This is a genomic window from Desulfuromonas soudanensis (assembly GCF_001278055.1).
GTDB lineage: Bacteria > Desulfobacterota > Desulfuromonadia > Desulfuromonadales > WTL > Deferrimonas > Deferrimonas soudanensis.
In genome coordinates this window covers 1-19226 of sequence record NZ_CP010802.1, presented here as the reverse complement: position 1 = coordinate 19226, position 19226 = coordinate 1, and the positions used below count along the sequence as shown (strand labels likewise).

The 19226-nt window shown below is 54.4% G+C and carries 15 protein-coding genes and 1 tRNA gene; 2 read left to right on the top strand and 14 right to left on the bottom strand.

The annotated features are described in order from the left end of the window. Nucleotides 1–52 precede the first annotated feature (52 nt). The 4 genes from DSOUD_RS00090 to aroF form a co-directional block, all read right to left on the bottom strand. The gene (locus DSOUD_RS00090) at nucleotides 53–1777 is read right to left on the bottom strand and encodes an acyl-CoA carboxylase subunit beta (RefSeq protein WP_053549081.1); all 1725 of its coding nucleotides are present in this window, start codon (nucleotides 1775–1777) and stop codon (nucleotides 53–55) included. Nucleotides 1778–2391: 614 nt separating this feature from the next. Then, nucleotides 2392–3981, bottom strand: a complete 1590-nt coding sequence (gene serA / locus DSOUD_RS00080) for a phosphoglycerate dehydrogenase (protein WP_053549079.1) — start codon at nucleotides 3979–3981, stop codon at nucleotides 2392–2394. Between the two features lie 137 nt (nucleotides 3982–4118). Beyond that, nucleotides 4119–4367, bottom strand: coding sequence for a hypothetical protein (locus tag DSOUD_RS00075; protein ID WP_053549078.1), 249 nt, complete (start codon nucleotides 4365–4367; stop codon nucleotides 4119–4121). 64 nt (nucleotides 4368–4431) lie between these two features. Continuing rightward, nucleotides 4432–5451 carry a 3-deoxy-7-phosphoheptulonate synthase gene (aroF, locus tag DSOUD_RS00070; protein WP_053549077.1) on the bottom strand — a complete coding sequence of 340 codons (1020 nt, stop codon included), beginning with the start codon at nucleotides 5449–5451 and terminating at the stop codon, nucleotides 4432–4434. Nucleotides 5452–5896: 445 nt separating this feature from the next. Here aroF and DSOUD_RS00065 point away from each other — a divergent pair. Both DSOUD_RS00065 and DSOUD_RS00060 read left to right on the top strand, forming a co-directional pair. Beyond that, nucleotides 5897–5972, top strand: a tRNA-Phe gene (locus tag DSOUD_RS00065). A 122-nt stretch (nucleotides 5973–6094) separates the two neighbouring features. Then, nucleotides 6095–6301 carry a GSU3473 family protein gene (locus tag DSOUD_RS00060; RefSeq protein ID WP_053549076.1) on the top strand — a complete coding sequence of 69 codons (207 nt, stop codon included), beginning with the start codon at nucleotides 6095–6097 and terminating at the stop codon, nucleotides 6299–6301. 14 nt (nucleotides 6302–6315) lie between these two features. On the opposite strand, the gene nth is transcribed toward DSOUD_RS00060, so the two are convergent. The 10 genes from nth to dnaA form a co-directional block, all read right to left on the bottom strand. Further along, nucleotides 6316–7005: an endonuclease III gene (nth, locus tag DSOUD_RS00055; protein WP_053549075.1), complete on the bottom strand. Its 690-nt coding sequence runs from the start codon at nucleotides 7003–7005 to the stop codon at nucleotides 6316–6318. 33 nt (nucleotides 7006–7038) lie between these two features. Then, on the bottom strand, nucleotides 7039–7767 hold the full coding sequence (locus DSOUD_RS00050; protein WP_157671679.1) for an endonuclease/exonuclease/phosphatase family protein: 729 nt from the start codon (nucleotides 7765–7767) through the stop codon (nucleotides 7039–7041). A 41-nt stretch (nucleotides 7768–7808) separates the two neighbouring features. Continuing rightward, nucleotides 7809–8381 carry a peptidylprolyl isomerase gene (locus tag DSOUD_RS00045; RefSeq protein ID WP_053549073.1) on the bottom strand — a complete coding sequence of 191 codons (573 nt, stop codon included), beginning with the start codon at nucleotides 8379–8381 and terminating at the stop codon, nucleotides 7809–7811. 21 nt (nucleotides 8382–8402) lie between these two features. Continuing rightward, nucleotides 8403–9404: an NAD(P)H-dependent glycerol-3-phosphate dehydrogenase gene (locus DSOUD_RS00040; RefSeq protein ID WP_053549072.1), complete on the bottom strand. Its 1002-nt coding sequence runs from the start codon at nucleotides 9402–9404 to the stop codon at nucleotides 8403–8405. Nucleotides 9405–9472: 68 nt separating this feature from the next. Beyond that, a complete protein-coding gene (locus DSOUD_RS00035) occupies nucleotides 9473–10357 on the bottom strand; it encodes a tetratricopeptide repeat protein (protein WP_198300339.1) in 885 nt (294 codons plus the stop codon). Further along, nucleotides 10293–12791 (bottom strand): DNA gyrase subunit A, encoded by a 2499-nt coding sequence (gene gyrA / locus DSOUD_RS00030; RefSeq protein WP_053549070.1) that lies wholly within the window; start codon nucleotides 12789–12791, stop codon nucleotides 10293–10295. Before gyrA ends, DSOUD_RS00035 begins: the two co-directional genes overlap by 65 nt. A gap of 91 nt (nucleotides 12792–12882) precedes the next feature. Beyond that, nucleotides 12883–15270, bottom strand: a complete 2388-nt coding sequence (gyrB, locus tag DSOUD_RS00025; protein WP_053549069.1) for a DNA topoisomerase (ATP-hydrolyzing) subunit B — start codon at nucleotides 15268–15270, stop codon at nucleotides 12883–12885. Nucleotides 15271–15283: 13 nt separating this feature from the next. After that, the gene (gene recF, locus DSOUD_RS17640; RefSeq protein ID WP_082350973.1) at nucleotides 15284–16375 is read right to left on the bottom strand and encodes a DNA replication/repair protein RecF; all 1092 of its coding nucleotides are present in this window, start codon (nucleotides 16373–16375) and stop codon (nucleotides 15284–15286) included. Nucleotides 16376–16405: 30 nt separating this feature from the next. Further along, on the bottom strand, nucleotides 16406–17524 hold the full coding sequence (gene dnaN / locus DSOUD_RS00010; RefSeq protein WP_053549066.1) for a DNA polymerase III subunit beta: 1119 nt from the start codon (nucleotides 17522–17524) through the stop codon (nucleotides 16406–16408). 235 nt (nucleotides 17525–17759) lie between these two features. Beyond that, nucleotides 17760–19118, bottom strand: coding sequence for a chromosomal replication initiator protein DnaA (dnaA, locus tag DSOUD_RS00005; RefSeq protein WP_053549065.1), 1359 nt, complete (start codon nucleotides 19116–19118; stop codon nucleotides 17760–17762). Nucleotides 19119–19226 lie beyond the last annotated feature (108 nt).

The window sequence follows — 19226 nt, the reverse complement described above, 5'->3', positions numbered from 1 at the left end:
CATCTCTCCAATCGGATTCTTTGGTCGTTATTCCCGGCAAGGATCAGGAGAATCAATAAAACTCCCGCTGCACTGACTGCATCGGGCCGGCCTTGTAATGCCTGAGGAAGAAGTTCATGTTCTCGCCGAGAACCTTGCGCAGATCGGTCGGCATGACGAGGCTGGAGATGGAGCCGAGGCTCAAGGCCTCCCTGGGGTTCATCAGCTCCTTTTCATACCGCAGGTTGAGTTCGGCCTCCTGGGTCCGGAGCCAGTCCGCGCCCTCCCTTTCGGCATCCTTCTGCGCCGACTCGCCGTCGGCACCGGCGGCGATCCGCTCGTGGACCCCCTGTTTGATGCGGGCCTGGACGGCGCTGCGCACCTTGCGCATCTCGTCCTTGTAGACGAACTCCTTCCCCGCCGGACCCATGACGGCCAGACGGGTCGTCGGCAGAGCCAGAACCAGATCGGCGCCGGTGGGGTAGTTGTTGTAGGAGGCGTAGGCTCCGCCGTAGGCGTTGCGCAGGATGAGGAGGATGCGGGGGGTGCGGATGTCGACGATGGAGTCGAGCATGGCCCGGCCGGCCTGGACGATGCCGCGCCCTTCCTGCTCGCGGCCGGGGAGGAAGCCGGTGGTGTCCTCCATGAAGATCATCGGAATGTTGTAGATGTTGCAGAAGCGGTTGAAACGGGCGATCTTGAGGGCGGCGTCGACGTCGATCTGTCCGGAGTCGACGGAGCTGTTGTTGGCGACGAAGCCGACGACGTTGCCGCCGAGGCGGCCGAAAGCCGTAACCACGTTGCGCGCCCGCCCGGGCTGCATCTCGAAATAATCGCCGTGATCGCAGATCTGCTGAATGATCAGCGACACGTCGAAGGGGGTGTTGAAGCCCGTCGGCGAGTTGAAGGCCTTTTTAAGCAGGGTGTTGATCTCCCAAGTCTTGCGGTCGAGAGGGTCGCTGGTCTCCTGAAAGGGGGACATCACGCTGTTGTTGTCGGGGAGATAGCTCAGGAGGCGCACGGCGGTGCGCAGGGCGGCGACCTCGTCGCTGACGGTCAGGTCGGCGACGCCGGAGCCCCCGTGGACCTTGGGTCCGCCGAGCTCTTCGGGAGTGACGTCCTCGCCGAGAACCGACTTGACGACCCCGGGTCCGGTGAGGCCGAAGAAGGTGTCGCTCGGCTGAATGACGAAGCTCCCCTGGCGGGGGAGATAGCTGCCGCCGCCGGCGTTGAAACCGAACATGCACATGATGGAGGGGACGACGCCGCTGATCTTGCGCAGGGCGGTGAAGGCCTCGGCATAGCCGTCGAGCCCGCCGACGCCGGCGGGGACGTAGGCGCCGGCACTGTCGTTCATGCCGATGACGGGGATCCCCTTCTCGCCGGCCATCTTGAAGAGATTGGCCAGCTTGCGGCCGTTGGTGGCGTCCATGGAACCGGCGCGCACGGTGAAGTCGTGGCCGTAGAGGGCGACGTCGCGACCGTGGATGTTGAGAATGCCGGTGACCAGAGAGGCGCCGTCGAGGTTCTTTCCCCAGTTCTGGAAGAGGATATTCGGCTCCTCGGCGGTGAGAACCCGGATCCTTTCCCAGACGGTCATCCTCTTCTTGAAATGCTGCTTCTCGATCTGGGCGACGCTGACCGACTTGATGGGGCGTTGAATCAGGTCGTACCCTTCCTTCATCGCCACTTCATAGCCGCCGGTCGTTCCGGCGATCTCACCGGGAATGGTGAAGTCGACCGTCTCGGCCGCATCAAACGGGTTTTTCAAGGAAGGCTTAATCGCTTTTTTGGCCATGTGGGTCATCCCTCTGATGATAGAATTTACTTTGCGGAAAGCGGCTCACGACGACGCACCCCGGCTGGTTATCGACCTTAACTGGCTGATAATCAAGGAAATCAAACCGTATTTACATAAAACATTGTTTCTTCGAGGCCCTGCTACAAAACAAAAATCTCGCCCTTTTGTCAAGGAATTTTTTATTTAGGGTAAAAAACACCTTCTTTGGGGCGTCCCCGGCGACGCCGGGATTGGCCGGGCCTAACCTCCGGTCCTCCCCGGCAACCCTGGACCCTTGCCCCCCCGGATGTCGAGATCGAAGCCCCTGATATCTATCGATTGTTACCTCGGTGATCCCCCTTGGTACCCGCAGAGGCCATGGGCCCGACCTCCCCGTCAAAGGGGGTGGAAATGGCCGGCGGCACAGTCGCGCTCCGTCCGGCCCGTCAGGGCGAGGGAAAATTAGCCCAAGTAAAATTATGTTCTGTATTTTTTTCTTTCCCTTAAATTCCCCAGACCCAGAGACAGCCGGACGCCGCCGGTTCCACCCCCCCGGTGACACTCCCTTCTCCGGCGGCAGATAAAAAAAAACGACCGGTCAGGGTCGTTTTTTTTCGCGGGAGCCGGTCTCGTCAATGCATATGAACGGCCCTGATGAAACGAGCCTCGACGGAGGCCGCAAGCTTTTCGATCGTCTCCGGAGCGGCCGGGGTGTCGAGGGAGAGAACAACCATCGCCTCGCCGGCCTTGGCGCGACGCCCGAGGTTCAAGGAACCGATGTTGATCCCGGCTTCGCCGAGAAGGGTCCCGATCTTGCCGATCAGGCCGGGCTTGTCCTCGTAGTTGATGACCAGCATGTGCCCTTCGGGGGTGAAATCGGTTAGAAAGTCGCGCATCTTGACGATCTTGGGAATACCCTCAAAGAGCGTGCCGGCCAGCGACCTTTTCCCTTCGGGGGTTTCGAGGGTGACGGTAATGAGGTTGGAGAACGACTCGGACTCCGTGGTCCTCACCTCCTCAATGACGATCCCCATGTTTTTGGCGACCAGACGGGCGTTGACCATGTTGACCTCCTGCTCGGTGTGGCGTCCGAGAAGGGCGGCGAGGCCGCAGACGGTAATCGGCGCGCAGTCGTAGCGGGCCAGCTTGCCGTTGTAGGTGAAGATGACCTTGCTCGGATTGGGGGGCGCGAGCTGGGAGATGAATTCGCCGATCTTGCTCACCAGGGCCATGAAGGGTTTCATGTGCTCCATCAGGTCGGGATCAAAGCGGGGAATGTTGACGGCGCTCTCCATCGGCCGGCCGTCGAGGTAGTTGATGATTTCCCGGCTGACATCGACGGCGACGTTTCTCTGGGCCTCGACGGTATTGGCTCCGAGGTGAGGCGTCACCACCATGCGCGGATGACCGATGAGACGGGAGAGAACCTCGGTGTTCGGCGGCTCGATGCTCCAGACGTCGAAGGCGGCCCCGGCGACCTTTTCGCTCTCCAGGGCCTCGAGGGTCGCCGCTTCGTTGTAGATCCCCCCCCGGGCGCAGTTGACGATGATCACCCCGTCCTTCATCCGGGCGAAATGCTCACTGCGGATCATGTCGTGGGTCTCCTCCGTGAGGGGGGTGTGGACGGAGATGATGTCGGAATAGCGAAGGATGTCCTCGAGGGAGACCAGCCGGACGCCGAGATCCTCGGCGCGCTTCTCCGAGACATAGGGGTCGCAGGCGATGACTTCGGCTTCGAAGGCCTTGACGCGCAGCGCCACGCGGCCCCCCACCTTGCCGATGCCGATGATGCCGATGGTCTTCCCCTTGAGTTCGCAGCCGGTAAAGGGAGAACGTTTCCACTCTCCCTTTTTGAGGGAGGCGTTGGCGATGGTGACCTTGCGGCACAGGGAGAGGAGGAGGGCGAGGGTGTGCTCGGCGGCGGAGTTGACGTTGCCGAAGGGGGCGTTGACGACGATGATCCCCTTATTGCTGGCCGCCTCGACGTCGACGTTGTCGATGCCGACTCCGGCCCGGGCGATGATTTTCAATCCCCTGGCGTGCTCGAGAAGAGCCGCATCGACGTTGGTGCCGCTGCGGGTGATGATCGCCTCGTAGCCGCCGATGATGCCGTGGAGTTCTTGGACGGAGAGACCGAGTTTGATGTCGAGCTCCATTCGCGAATCGTCGAGAAGGGGTTGCAGCCCTTCCTGGGAGATTTCATCGGTAATCAGGACCTTCATAGGAACTCCTTTTGGCTTGCCAGTCTGTCACGGTGGCGGCCCGGCCGTCACCCGTCGAATGAAACAAACGGGGAGTTTATTCCTTTTGCCGGACCCTGTCAACGCCGTTGACGGCAGGGGAAAGCCTGCGCCACCGCCTACTTGACGACCCTGAGCCCCCCCTTCCCGCCACCCTCGGGGGTCGGCGTCGGTTCCGGATTTTCTCCGAGCTGCGGCAGGTTGCCGGCCTGGACCATGGAGGCGACGGACTCGGCGATGGTCAGGCATTGCTTCATGCAGACGCGGCGAACGGGACAGGTCGAGCAGTCGGCCAGGCCGCCGGCCATGCGCAGGGCATGAATCACCAGTTCGACACTTTCGACCTGCGAAAGAGGGATGAAAAACATGCAGTCTCCTCGAAAAGGCCGGAGGAAGGGTTGCCGCGATCTGCGGCAACCCTTGTCCCCCGGGTTAGATGGTTTTTCCGGCGACGGCGGCAAAGGCCCGGACCTTCTCCATCATGGAGGCGAAGGCCTCCGGACGCAAGGACTGGGGACCGTCGCTGGTGGCCTTCTCCGGACAGGGATGCACCTCGATGATGAGGCCGTCGCAGCCGGCGGCGACGGCGGCGTAGCTCATCGACGGCACCAGCCGGGCGTGTCCTGTGGCGTGGGAAGGGTCGATAACCACCGGAAGGTGGGTCTGCTCCTTGAGGACCGGAACGGCGGACAGATCCAGGGTGTTCCGGGTCGCTGTTTCGAAGGTACGGATTCCTCGCTCACAGAGAATGACCCTCTGGTTTCCCTCGGCCAGGATATATTCGGCGCTCATCAAAAACTCCTGGATTGTGGTCGCCATCCCCCTCTTGAGCAGGATCGGCTTGTCGAGGCGCCCGAGCATCTTCAGGAGGGCGAAATTCTGCACGTTGCGGGCTCCGACCTGGAGAATGTCGGCGTAACGCGCCACCAGTTCCACATCCCGGGGATTGACGACTTCGGTGATGACCGGCAGACCCGTGGCCTCCCGCGCCAGAGCCAGGAGTTTGAGACCCTCTTCCTCCATCCCCTGAAAGGAATAGGGGCTGGTGCGGGGTTTGAAGGCGCCCCCCCGGAGGACCGTGGCCCCGGAGGCCTTCACTGCATAGGCGGTCTCGAGGATCTGATCCTCGCTCTCCACCGCACAGGGGCCGGCCATCACCACCAGCTTTTCGCCGCCGATGCTCACCCCGTTTCCGAGGTCAATGATGCTCGGTTCGAGTTTCACCTCGCGGCTGGCCAGTTTGTAAGGCTTGAGAATCGGCACGACACTTTCGACGCCAGGGAGGGATTCCAGCGACTGCAGGACCGATTTCCCCCGCTCGTCGCCGATTGCGCCGAGGACATTGCGCGTCTCGCCGTGGATGACGTGGGTCTTGTAGCCGAGTTCGCGGATACGCTTCTTGACTTCTGCCAGCTCTTCTTTCCCGGCTCCGTGCTTCATGACGATGATCATACCCCACTCCTTTTGCTGTGATTGGTCCCTGGTGGAAAAACAAAAAAGGCCGCCAGGTTTTCCCGACAGCCTTTTCCTGCAGCGATCACAGACGAAAAAACCATGGGAGTCCTGACCGGTCTGCCCATGGTTCCTGGTGGTTTTGTGCGATGTTCCGCGTTACGCCAGCAAACCTCGACCCTGGGCAGACGGCCTAAAATAAAAGCCGTACCAAAAGGTGAAGCTGCTAAACAGAGCGAAACGAGTGTGCATCGAAATCTCCCGAAAAACAATGAGATCCTTTTTAACAAAAATGTGCCGCCGGGGTCAAGCCCGTTTTTACAGCAAAGGCCAGTTATCGAAAATCCGGTTCCCAAAGCCACTCTTTTCCTGACGGGGAATCCTCGTCCGCCTCGATTTTGTCTTGACAGTTCGATCCGATTTCGCTATAAACGTGGCTCTTCTTGCCCAGATAGCTCAGTCGGTAGAGCAGAGGACTGAAAATCCTCGTGTCGGCGGTTCGATTCCGTCTCTGGGCACCAGTAAAGAAACAAGGGGTTACGGCTTTTGCCGTGACCCCTTTTTCTTTGTCGTGCCGGCCTCCCTTGCATCCCTCCCTGCGGTCTGCTTTACTTGGGAATAATTGCCGAAGGAGGGTCTTCCCATGATGGTCCTGGTCCGCTATCACAACGGTGCCTTTGCACGGATTCCTGCCGGTCTCCTGGACAACCTGATTCGCAGCGGCGAGATCAGCCACTTCCGCCGCTCCGGCGGCTGGGTGGCCGTCGACCGGGACCCGGTACGAAAAAGGGTTACCCCCCTGTTCAGCGGCCGCGAGCAACGTTTCGGCTGGCGGACCAACCTCGACTGAGTTCCCCCGGCAACCTATTTCGCTTTCACCACTCCACACCGGGGACAGAGACCCGACAGGGGACAGGAACTGCACGTCGGGACAGGCGCCCGGCACAGGGCCCGGCCATGAAAGATCAGCAGGTGACTGGCCAGGGTCCATTTTTCCCTTGGCAGAAGGAGGGACAGGTCCTGTTCGATCTTCACCGGATCACGGTGTTTCGTCCAGCCGAGACGTCTGGAAACCCGACGGACATGGGTATCGACCACCATCCCCGGGACATCGAAGACATTTCCGAGAACGACGTTGGCTGTCTTGCGCCCGACCCCCGGCAGAGCGGTCAACTCCTCCATCGTTTTCGGAACCTCTCCGTCATGACGCTCGAGAAGAGCGGCTGCGCAGGCGATCAGATTGCGGGCCTTGTTGCGGAAAAACCCTGTGGAGCGAATCGTCCCTTCGAGTTCCTCGGGGTCTGCGGAGGCATAGGCCCGAACATCGGGGTAACGGCGAAACAGCTCCCGGGTGACCTGGTTGACCCTCAGGTCGGTGCACTGGGCCGAGAGGATCGTGGCGACGAGGAGTTCCAAGGGTGTGTCATAAAGGAGGGCACAGGCGGCCCGGGGGTAGGTTTTTTCGAGAACGGCCAGGACGCGCGCCGCATCTTCTCTCCTTTTCACCTCCATATCTTCGCCCGAAGCCTCTCCTTCCGGATATTTATCAACCATTTCCACAACCTTGTCCACAGGCTGGTCCCGAATTCAGCCCGGGGCTGTTTCCATGCGGTTCCGGTGGAGCTTTTCGACTTTCAGGTGGGTGCGGGGATCGACAACCTGAACGGTGACAAGGAAGGGGAGGTGGGTCGAACCCTGGCGAGCCAGGCGGTGACGCAGGACCCGGTAATCGAGAACCCTCAGGCCGCCCCGGAGATAGATGCGATCCCGCGCCGCCAGGGGGAATCGGGCCGGATAGGTGGCGCTCCACAGGGGACGACCGACCTTTTCCAGCGAAAGGGCGAGGTTGAGATTTCCCGCCCCCCACCAGAGGTCGGAAAAATCCCCGAGCACAAGGGTCGGGCAGGAGACGGAACGGCTGCCGAGAAGCTCGGGACCCAGGAGGGAGGCGATCTGGCGTCCCCGGTCGGTGGAGCCCAAACGAACATTGAAGAGGTGCAGACGTTTGCCGCCGATGCAGGTGTCGCCGCGCAGGCAGATCCCCCCGGCGCCCAGGGGATATTCCTGAACTCCCTGCAGGGATAATTGCGAAAGAAAGCCCAGGGGCGAGTCGGGGGACCCGGCATAGGAGTTCATCCCCAGGGCCCGCCCGAAATGGGCCAGGGTCCCTTTTTCCGTTGCGCTTTGGAGATCCTGAAGGGCGATGATGTCCGCGCCCCCCTGGTCGATCACCTGAACGACCCGACCGGCATCGAACCGCCCGTCGCTGCCGAGACAATGGTGGACGTTGTAGGTCATGACGCGAATGGTTTTCACCTGACCCCTCATCCTCCCCCCCGATCCGGTCGTTGCGCCACCTATTCCTTGAGACGCCTGACGGCAGTGATGACAACCTGGTCTGCGGGAAGGTCGGAAAAGAGAGCGTTCATGCTTCGGGTCGGCGAGGTCCCGATCCGGTCGACGACATCCATCCCTTCCACTACCCGGCCGAAAACCGCATAACCAAACCCCTGCGCCGTCTCGTCGCGATGGTCGAGGAATTTGTTGTCCTTGAGGTTGATGAAAAACTGACTGGTGGCGCTGTCGACCACGTTGGTGCGGGCCATGGCGAGGGTCCCCCGAAGGTTCTTCAGGCCGTTGCCCGCCTCGTTCCTGATGGCCGAACGCCCCTTCTTCATTTTCAGATCGGTATCGAAACCCCCTCCCTGGATCATGAAATCCTTGATGACCCGGTGAAAGACCGTCCCCTCATAGAATCCGGCATCGACATAGGCGAGGAAATTTTTCACGCTCTCCGGAGCCCTCTCCGCGTCGAGCTCCACGGTGATATTCCCTTTATTGGTCTCGATAATGAGCCTTTCTGCGGCCCACAGGGGGGAGATCCCCAGTAAAAAAAACATTCCGGAAGCAATTATCAGTCGTTGCAGCATTGTCTATCTCCTTTCGGCAAACTATTTCCCTTCGGGCTTGAGCTCGCGCAACATCAGATCGTTGACGGCCCGAAGCGCCCCCTTGTTCTCATAAAGAATCTTGTACATCTGCTCGGTAATCGGTGCTTCGACCCCGAGTTTTTTGGCCAGGTGGTAAGTCGACTCCGTCGTCTGGACCCCTTCGGCGACCATTTTCATCCCTTCGAGGATATCCTTGAGAGGTCGGCCGCGCCCCAGTTCGATTCCCACGGTACGGTTCCGGGAAAGGTCGCCGGTACAGGTCAGCACCAGGTCGCCCATTCCCGCCAGACCGGCAAAGGTTGCCGGGTTCGCTCCCAGGGCCATTCCGATCCGGGTCATTTCGGCGAGGCCGCGGGTGATGAGGGCTGCCCTGGTATTATAGCCGAATCCAAGGCCGTCGGAGACGCCGGCGGCCAGGGCCATGACGTTTTTCAATGCCCCTCCGAGCTCGACGCCGATGATGTCCTCGTTGGTATAAACGCGGAAATAGTCGGTGCTGAAAACGTCCTGAACGCGTTGCGCCACCGAGGGCTCACTGGCGGCGGCGACGACCGCCGTCGGCATTTCCCCGGCGACTTCGCGGGCGAAGGACGGGCCGGAAAGGAAGGTCAGATTCTGCACCAGCTCCCGCGGCAGAATCTCGGCAAGGACGGAGCTCATCGGCAGCAGTGTTTCAGTCTCGATCCCCTTGGAGGCCGAGACCAAAAGGGTTTGCGGGGCGATGTGGGGTGACGCCTGTTTCATGACCCGTCGCATTAACTGGGACGGTGGGACCAGGAGCAGGAGATCCTTGGCGGTGGCCGCCTCAGGCAGGTCATGGGTGAAGGCGAGGTTGGCGGAGAGCTTGATCCCGGGGAGATAGAGGTCGTTTTCCCCCCCTTCCCGCATGCGGGCGACCAGATCCTCCTCGTAGGCCCAGAGGGTGACCGAATACCCCTTTTTGGCCAGCAGGTTTGCCAGGGTTGTTCCCCAGCTGCCGGCACCTATGACACCTATATTCATAGCGTTTCCCCGTGAAAAGGACCATCCCTGCGGACAGTCGGGTCAGGAGCGAGCCGATTGGACAAAAACTAAATCGCTTTTTTCTTTTTGCGGATCCGCTCCCGGACCTGCTCGGTCCGTTGGGCGAGGGCCTCGGCATTGGGATAGATGCCCTGAAGATCCTCCAGAACCTGGAGGGCCGAGCGAAGCTGTTCCTGGTCCTCGAGTACTCCGGCGAGCCCGTAGCGGGCCTCGACGGCGTAGGGGCTGTCGGGCCACTCCTTGATCACGGCGCGAAAGGCTTCTTCGGCTTCGGCGGGCGCCTCCTCAAGGGAGTAGGCGACGCCGATGCGATAGTGGACCTCGGGGACCAGGGGGCTTTCGGGGTAATTTTTCAACAGGCTTTCAAATTCAATCCGTGCCTGTTCGAAGTTGTTCATCCGAAAGTAAATATCAGCCACTTCGTACTGTACGCTGTCGAGATTCGGAGCGCCGCCGTCGAGAAGTTTTTGATAGGCGACGATCGCCCGACTGTAGTCGCGAAGGCGGTTCTTGTAGATGTCTGCCACCTGCGCCTGCGCCCGGCGAAAGTAAACGCTCTCCGGGTAGTCCTTTTCCACAAGCAGGTAGGCCAGAAGCGCCTCGTGGTAGCGTTTCAGGTAAAGATTCTGGATTTCTCCCGCCTGGAAAAGGGCCTCCGGGGCCCGGGCGAAGCCCGGATGATGATCGTACAGGGAACGGAAGGAATCGGCCGCCCGCTGGTACTCCCCCTCCTCGACCAGCGCCTCGGCCCGGGCGAAATCCTTGTCCAGAACCTTGTCGATATTGAAGTAATAGGCGATCCCGGAAGCAATCAGCAACACCAGGAGGCAGGCCGCACCGCGGACCAGCCAGCGGTGTTTTTTCGACTTACTCCTCTGTCTCTTCAACTCCGCCTTCAAAAGACTCTTCTTCAGCTTCCGTATCTCCATCATCCTCATCCTTCTCGGCAAGTTTGGCCACGGCGACAATCCTCTCTTCGGGCTCCAGGACCATCAGACGAACCCCTTGAGTATTGCGGCCGATGATGGAGAGGGCCGCGACCCCCGTGCGCAGAACCTTGCCACGATCGGTGATGAACATGAGGTCGGAATCCTCATCCACCAGTTTGATGTCGACGACCTTGCCGTTGCGTTCCGAGGTCTTGATGGTAATGATCCCCTTGCCGCCGCGGCTCTGCACCCGGTACTCATCGAGATTGGTCCGTTTGCCGTAACCGTTCTCCGTCACGGTGACCAGGGTGGCCGAGGTCACCTCGCTGACCACCTCCATACCGATAAGGTGATTGTCCTCCTCAAGCATCATTCCCCGTACTCCCCGGGCCGTCCGTCCCATGGGTCGGGCATCGGTTTCGGGGAAACGGATCGATTTGCCGTTGCGGCTTGCCAGGAGGATATCCATGCTGCCGTCGGTAAGGCGGGCCGAGATCAACCGATCCCCCTCGTCAATGGTCAGGGCGATGATACCGCCGGCCCGGGGATTGGCGTAGGACATCAGCTCGGTCTTCTTCACCGTGCCGTTTTGCGTGGCGGTTATGATGTATTTCCCCTCGACGAATTCCTTCACCGGAAGGACGGTGGTGACATTTTCGCCGGTGGACAGTTGCAGAAGATTGACGATCGCCTTGCCGCGGGAAGCCCTCCCCCCCTGGGGTATTTCGTGAACCTTGAGCCAGTAGACCTTGCCGAGATCGGTAAATACCAGGATGTAGGAGTGCGTCGAGGCGATGAACAGACGTTCGACAAAATCCTCCTCCTTCGGTCGCATTCCGGTCTTCCCCTTCCCTCCGCGGCGCTGGGCACGGTAGAGGGAAACGGCATTGCGCTTGATATAGCCGGAGTGGGAGACGGTCACCACCATGTCCTCCTCGACGATCAGATCCTCGAGGGTGAGGTCTCCGGTTTTCGGAATGATTTCGGTGCGGCGGGCATCGGCGTAACGCTCCCGGATATCGAGCAGTTCCCCCTTGATGATCTGAAGGATCTCCACTTCGCTGGCAAGAATTTCCTTGAGGCGCTTGATCAGAGCCAGAATCTCGTTGTACTCGGCGATGATTTTTTCTCGTTCCAGCCCGGTAAGACGATGGAGACGCATCTCGAGAATGGACTGAGCCTGAATATCGGAAAAGGAGAAGCGGGCGATGAGCCGTTCCTTGGCCTCGGCGGCATTGGCCGAGGTCTTGATGATCTGGATCACTTCGTCGAGATTTTCCAGAGCAATCTTGAGACCCTCGAGGATATGGGCCCGGGCCTCGGCCTTTTTCAGCTCGAAGATGCAGCGCCGCGTGACGATTTCCTTGCGATGTTCAAGGAAACGATCGAGAACCTCTCTCAGCGTGAGGACCCGCGGCTGGCCGCTGACAATCGCCAGCATGATGATGCCGAAGGATGTCTGCATCTGGGTCATTTTGTAGAGCTGGTTGAGGATGACCTGGGGAATGGAATCCTTTTTGAGCTCGATGACGATCCGCATCCCTTCCCGGTCCGATTCGTCGCGGAGATCGGAAATACCCTCTATCTTCTTTTCCTTGACCAGATCGGCGATTTTTTCGATCAGCCTGGCCTTGTTGACCTGATAGGGGATTTCGTTGACGACGATCGCTTCGCGATTGGTGCGACGGTCCTTTTCGACCAGGGCCCTGGCCCGCATGAGGACGATGCCCCGTCCGGTACTGTAGGCCTCGCGAATCGCCTCGGTTCCGAGAATGAAACCGGCGGTGGGAAAGTCGGGCCCCTTGATCAACCCCAGGAGATCCTCAAAGGGGAGGGAGGGGTCGTTGATGACGGCGATCAGAGCGTCAATGACTTCTCCGAGATTGTGGGGGGGGATCTTGGTGGCCATCCCGACGGCGATCCCCTCCGAGCCGTTAACCAGCAGGTTCGGAAACTTGCAGGGGAGAACCAGGGGTTCGCGGAGAGAATCGTCGTAGTTGGGTCCGAATTCGACCGTTTCCTTGTCGATGTCCGTCAGGAGCTCACCGGCCAGACGGGACATGCGGACTTCGGTGTAACGCATGGCCGCAGCCGAATCGCCATCGACGGATCCGAAGTTTCCCTGGCCGTCGACCAGGGGGTAGCGCAGGGAAAAGTTCTGGGCCATGCGAACGATGGTGTCATAGGCCGCGGTGTCGCCGTGGGGATGATACTTACCGATGACGTCGCCGACGACGCGGGCCGATTTTTTGTAGGATTTGTTCCATTCGTTCCCCAATTCGCTCATGGCGAAGAGAACCCGCCGGTGAACCGGCTTGAGTCCGTCCCTGACGTCGGGAAGGGCGCGCCCTATAATGACGCTCATCGCATAATCCATGTAGGATTTACGCATCTCGTCTTCGATATTGACACTGACTTTGTTATGTTCCGAAAGCATCTGCTTCCTCCAAAAATAACCCTGTTACGGTCGACCTCGACAAAAGCTGCATGATTATGAGTGCAGCAATCCGACTATGCCGGCAGAACCCTTAGATATCCAAGTTTGATACGTTAAGGGCGTTGGTTTCAATGAATTGACGGCGCGGTTCGACCTGATCTCCCATGAGAACGGTAAATATCGCGTCGGCTTCGATGGCGTCCTCGATTTTGACCTGGAGCAGTATCCGTTTTTCCGGATCCATGGTTGTCTCCCAGAGTTGCTCCGGATTCATCTCCCCCAGCCCCTTGTATCGCTGGATGTACTGTCCCTTTTTCGCCCGTTCGAGGATAAAGCTGAGGATATCCTGACGATCGCTGACGGAAGTCTCTTCCTTCGATTCGTGGGAAATAAAGGCCCTTTCATCGAGGCAGATATCCTCCACCAGGCGATAAGCCTGCAGAAGGAGTTTGTATTCGTGGGAAGAGAGGTGTTCAAGGACCGTCTGGTCGATACGGGCCCGAATGTTACCCAGGGTAAAGAGTATGCGCGCCGGTTCCTCGATGACCTGAAAGTCCGCCCGCGGTTCTATTTCCTTGAGTTTCAAGGCCAGGGGGGTGAGGTCGGCCATGTCGGCAAAACCGTTTTGAATCTTGCCGTAGACGAATATCTTCAATACCTCGGCATGCACCCCCTTGCGGACCATTTTTTCAAAGTGTTTGTTGTAATCGATAATGTTGCGCAACATCGGGACGATTTGCTTGCCCCGGATGGCCTTGCCACTCTTTTCCATCTGAACGGTCAATCCTTCCACCCCTTCGGAGAGAAGATACTCAAGAAGCGCCTCCTCATCCTTGAGGTAGAGTTCCTTTTTACCGCGCTTGGCCTTATACAGCGGCGGTTGGGCAATGTAGAGATGACCGCGCTCCACCAATTCTGTCATCTGGCGAAAGAAAAACGTCAGGAGGAGGGTGCGGATGTGGGAACCGTCCACATCGGCATCCGTCATGATGATGATTCGGTGATACCGGAGCTTGGAGACGTCGAAGTCGTCCTTGCCGATGCTTGTTCCCATGGCCGTGATCAGGGTCCGGATTTCATTGGATGTCAACATCTTGTCGAAACGGGCCTTTTCGACGTTGAGGATCTTCCCCTTGAGGGGGAGAATGGCCTGGGATTTGCGGTCACGACCCTGTTTGGCGCTTCCCCCCGCCGAGTCGCCCTCGACCAGATATATTTCACAGAGAGCCGGGTCTTTTTCCTGGCAGTCGGCGAGCTTTCCAGGAAGCGATAGCCCGTCGAGGGCGCCCTTTCTCCGGGTGAGATCTCGGGCCTTGCGAGCCGCTTCACGAGCTCGGGCTGCATCGATCCCCTTTTCCAGAATTTTGCGGGCCGTCTGGGGATTTTCCTCCAGGAAGGTGGAGAGCTTTTCATTCATAAGGACTTCAACAAAACCCTTGATCTCCGAATTGCCGAGTTTTGTTTTGGTCTGCCCCTCGAATTGGGGGTCGGGAAGTTTGACAGAAATAACCGCCGCCATTCCTTCTCGCAAATCGTCTCCGGATATCGCTGTCTTTATGTTTTTAAGGAGGTTGTTCGAGGTAGCGTAGGTGTTCATAGTGCGCGTTAAAGCAGCTTTAAAACCGATGAGGTGTGTTCCGCCCTCATGGGTGTTTATATTGTTGGCGAATGAAAATATTTTTTCGTCGTAGCCGTCGTTGTACTGCATGGCCACCTCAATTTCCACTCCTTCCCTGGATCCGGTGAAATAGATCGGAGTGGGATGAATCGGGGTTTTGGCCCGGTTTATATATTCAACAAAGGAAGAAATTCCTCCTTCATAATGGAAATCATGCCTTTTTTCGCTTCGTTCATCCAGAATACGTACGGTCACACCCGCATTGAGAAAGGCCATTTCCCTGAGACGTTGAGAAAGTGTTTCAAATGAAAAGACAGTCGTTTCAAATATCTCTTCGTCCGGCCAGAAGGTAATACAGGTGCCCCTTTTTATGGTGTCACCTTCTTCGCGCAAAGGTGTCATGGGAATTCCGCGTTCATAACTCTGTCTATAAATTATATTGTTACGACGGATTTCCAGTTCGAGTCGTTTTGAAAGGGCATTGACTACGGATATACCAACTCCGTGGAGCCCTCCTGAGACCTTATAGGAATCGTTATCAAATTTGCCCCCTGCATGAAGAACTGTCAAAACGACTTCAGCTGCTGGTTTATTTTGTGCAGGCATTATATCAACGGGTATTCCGCGACCATTGTCTTCAATGGTCGCAGAACCGTCTACGTGCAACGTCACAAAAATATCATCACAATATCCGGCCAATGACTCATCGATAGAGTTATCTACCACTTCATAAATCAGGTGGTGGAGACCCATCTCTCCTGTAGAGCCAATGTACATGGCCGGCCTTTTTCTTACAGCAGAAAGACCTTCTAATACTTTGATACTTGATGCACCATATTCTTTTGTTGTTTTTTCAGTCATTGTTTCCTCATGTTTATTGATCCTGTCGCAGTATTCCATTCTTGACAGAAAAAAAACGAGCTTCGGTGAGCCCTGCGCTGATCATGGGCTGAATATCGGTCGTTGTGACAAAAACCTGGCCTTTGCGGGACAGGAGAAAATTAAAAAAATACCCTTGCCTATTTTTGTCCAACTCGCTGGTCATATCATCCAAAAGAAGAACGGGGGGTTCCCCTGTCTGTTCCTCTATATCAATAATCTGGGCGGTTTTGAACGCGAGCATAAATGAACGTTGTTGTCCCTGGGAGGCAAACTGGCGAATTGAACGTCCATTTATTTGAAATAGGGGGTCATCGCGATGCGGTCCGGCCAGTGTCTGACCTGTCAGGATCTCTCTATGTCGGCAACGTTCCAATTCTTGTCGAAAGTAATCTTCGAGACCCTGTTCATTTTCTGGCGTATAGGGAAGAATAATGGATGCTGTTTCCCGGTTTCCACTTATTTTTTTGTAAACGTCGTTAAATATTGCCGTTATTCGGGTCAGGTAAGCGGAGCGACTTCGACGAATATGAAGTCCCGCGCGGATCAGGGCTTCGGTCCAGGATGCAATTTGATTTGTCCCTCCTGGCGTTCGAAAAAGCGCATTGCGCTGGCGGAGACATCGCTCATATTCCTGAGCACGGGGGAGGTATGCCGGATCGATCTGGAAAATTGCCCTGTCGAGCAAGGCTCGTCGCCCTGCCGGAGCGCCTTTCGTAAGAGCAACTTCCTCCGGGGAAAAAATGACGGGTCTTAAAGCCGAAAAAAAGGTGGCAGCATGACGTACTTCCTTGCCATCGAGTAAAACTTCCTTCCCTCGGCTTTCAATGCCAATATCGACCGTGCGTTTACTTCCTCCCGATATAATTTCACCATGGAGTTGACTTCGAATACTATTGTGTTCAATGAGATCTTCATTGCGTGTATTACGAAAACTTTTGAGGTGCCCTATAATATAAATTGATTCGAGAATATTGGTTTTGCCTTGACCATTATCTCCCCACAAAACATTGAATGCTGGACTTGGTAAAATTTCCGTTTCAACAATGTTTCTGAAATTCCGTAAAGCCAGGCTTGACAGATACATGCCTGGATATCCTTTCAAAAATACCTATTTTTAGAGACGCATTGGCATTACAACTGCCGTGTAATCAGAATCTTTTTCAGGTCTAATCAGACCTGGCGAAAGATTGTCCTTAAGAAGAATTTGTATTTTTTCTTCATTTTGAATTTGTAAAATATCGAGTATATATTTTGCATTAAATCCTATAGATATTTCTGGACCTTGATAATCAATAAACAGATCCTCTTTCGCATCGCCTATTTCCGGGTTGGAGGAAGATATTTCAAGGATATCTTTTTTTATTAACATTTTAATTCCGCGAGATTTTTCGTTCGATAGGATTGACATCCTTCGCAATGAATGAATAAAAATGTCCCTTGAAATCAAAACAATATATTCATTGGTTTTTGGAATAACCCTATTATAGTCAGGAAATTCTCCATCGACCAGGCGCATAATTACTACAGTTTGATCTTTTTTAATGACGGAGTTATTTTCCATAAAACCAATCATCAAATCATTGTCACCATCTTCGGCGAGTTTTTTTAATTCCTGTATACCTTTTCTAGGGAAAATAACACCTTTTTCCAGTTCATCAATTTTAAGATTTTGAATTTGTCTTTGTATCATTGATAAACGGTGGCCATCTGTGGCCACCATTCGTAAAAATGTTGTTTCATTATCTGTGATTGTTTTAAAAAAAATACCATTTAAATTATATTTACTTTCATCAGCTGATATTGAAAAAAGAGTTTTTTCAATCATCTCTTTTAAAAGAGATCCTTTTATAGGAAAAAATTGTTCCTGAGAAGGCTCAGGAAAATAAGGAAATTCATCGGCCGATAAACCAACAATATTGAATAATGCCTTTCCAGCCCTAATTTCAATCCAATTATTATCTTTGGCTAAAAAAGAAAGTTCTGCTTCTGGCAATTCCTTGATAATTTCGAAAAGTTTTTTAGCCGCGACGGTCACTTTTCCGGGCAATTTTGTCGAAACCGGATAGGAGGAGCGCATGCCTACTTCCAGGTCTGTCGCTGTCAGAGTAAGAACGCCGTCTCTTGTTTCGAGAAGTACATTAGCAAGAATGGGAATGGTATTGCGTTTTTCGACAATACCCTGAATTCTTGAGAGGCCTTTGAGAAAGACATCCTTTTCAATTGTAAAGTGCATATGGAGCTCCTGTTAACATTGAACTGTTTTTATTATATTTTTAAGTCTTTATAGTCAATAGTAGTATATTGCTGTGTATAAGTTTATAAATCAAAAAATGGTTAGATTTCAATCAATTGACTCGGATAGGACCCTGTGGACAACAATGGTGAAAAAAGTCCTTTTTGTGGGTATCACTCTTTATTGTGATTTTATCAACCTTTATCCCAAAAGCAGTACACAACTTGTACCCATTTTAGTGGGCCAGAGCATTTTTAATATTGTTGATTGTTGCGCTTAATTGATAGTCGTTTTCTATTGCTTTCTCTATTTTTTTAATGGCATGGATGATGGTGGAATGGTCTTTCCCGCCGAATCGTTCGCCTATTTCAGGATAAGAGTAAGAAGTCAATTGTCTGGACAAATACATTGCTATTTGTCTAGGTAATACCAAGACTTTTAGTCTTCGGGATGATTTTATTTCTGAAACTTTTATATTATAATAAGTTGCTACGACCTTTTGTATTTCTTCTATAGATAGTTCCCTGTTTTTTTCAACCAAAATATCTTTGAGAACCTCCCTGGCCATTGTTAACGTAACCGGAGTGGATGTCAGGCTGGCAAAAGCCCCTATTCTTACCAGAAATCCTTCTAATTCTCTCACGTTGCTGCTTATGGAATTGGCAAGAAAAAGGGCCACATCCTCGGGAAGATTAATCCCATTTTGTTCTGCCTTCATTTTCAATATTGCATGTTTCGTTTCCATGTCCGGGGCCTGGATATCGGCGATTAAACCCCATTCAAATCGTGATCGCAGACGTTCCTCCAAACCTGGAATTTCCTTCGGAAATTTATCAGATGTTACCACTATTTGTTTATGTGATTCATAGAGTGAATTAAAGGTATGAAAAAATTCTTCTTGCGTACGTTCCTTGCCGGCAATAAATTGCACATCGTCAATGAGAAGAACGTCCATAGTTCGAAATTTATTACGGAATTCGTCCATTTTGGCATAACGAAGGGAATTTATAAGTTCATTCATGAATTTTTCAGACGTATAATAACAAACTTTCATATCCGGATTTTTGCGCAGGATGGCGTTGCCAATGGCATTGACCAGATGAGTTTTACCCAGGCCTACGCCTCCGTAGATGAACAGGGGATTATACGTTGTTGCCGGGTTGTTGGCGACGGCCATGGCCGCAGCATAGGCAAATTGATTGGAAGAACCGGAAACAAATTCATCAAAGGAATATTTGGAATTCAGATTGAAAGCGTAATTACAAGATCGGGGTTGGGGCTCTATTTTTATTTCTTGTTGATTTTTATTTATTCCTGGGGAGAGTTTATTTTCCGGTAATATGGAGTCCGAATTTTGGGTTGCAATGGAGAATTGAATGCGGTAGACAACTGCCCCTATATTTGACAAGGTTTCCTGTATGAGTTGACTATAGTGAATTCTTATCCAATCTAGAACAAAACGGTTTGGAACCTCAAGTTGGATCAAATCTTTCTTTAAAGATACGAACCTTATGGGCTTTATCCATGTGGTGAAATGTTGGGGATTCAAAGCTTGTTCGAGGTGAACAAGTGTTTCTTGCCAGAGTTTATTCATGGATTTATCATCATATTTATTGGTTGCTGTCGGAGGGTTTGTCGAAACAAAAAATTAAATTTTCGACCAAAATCAAATATCCACAGTTGTTGAAAAGGCTGTGGATAT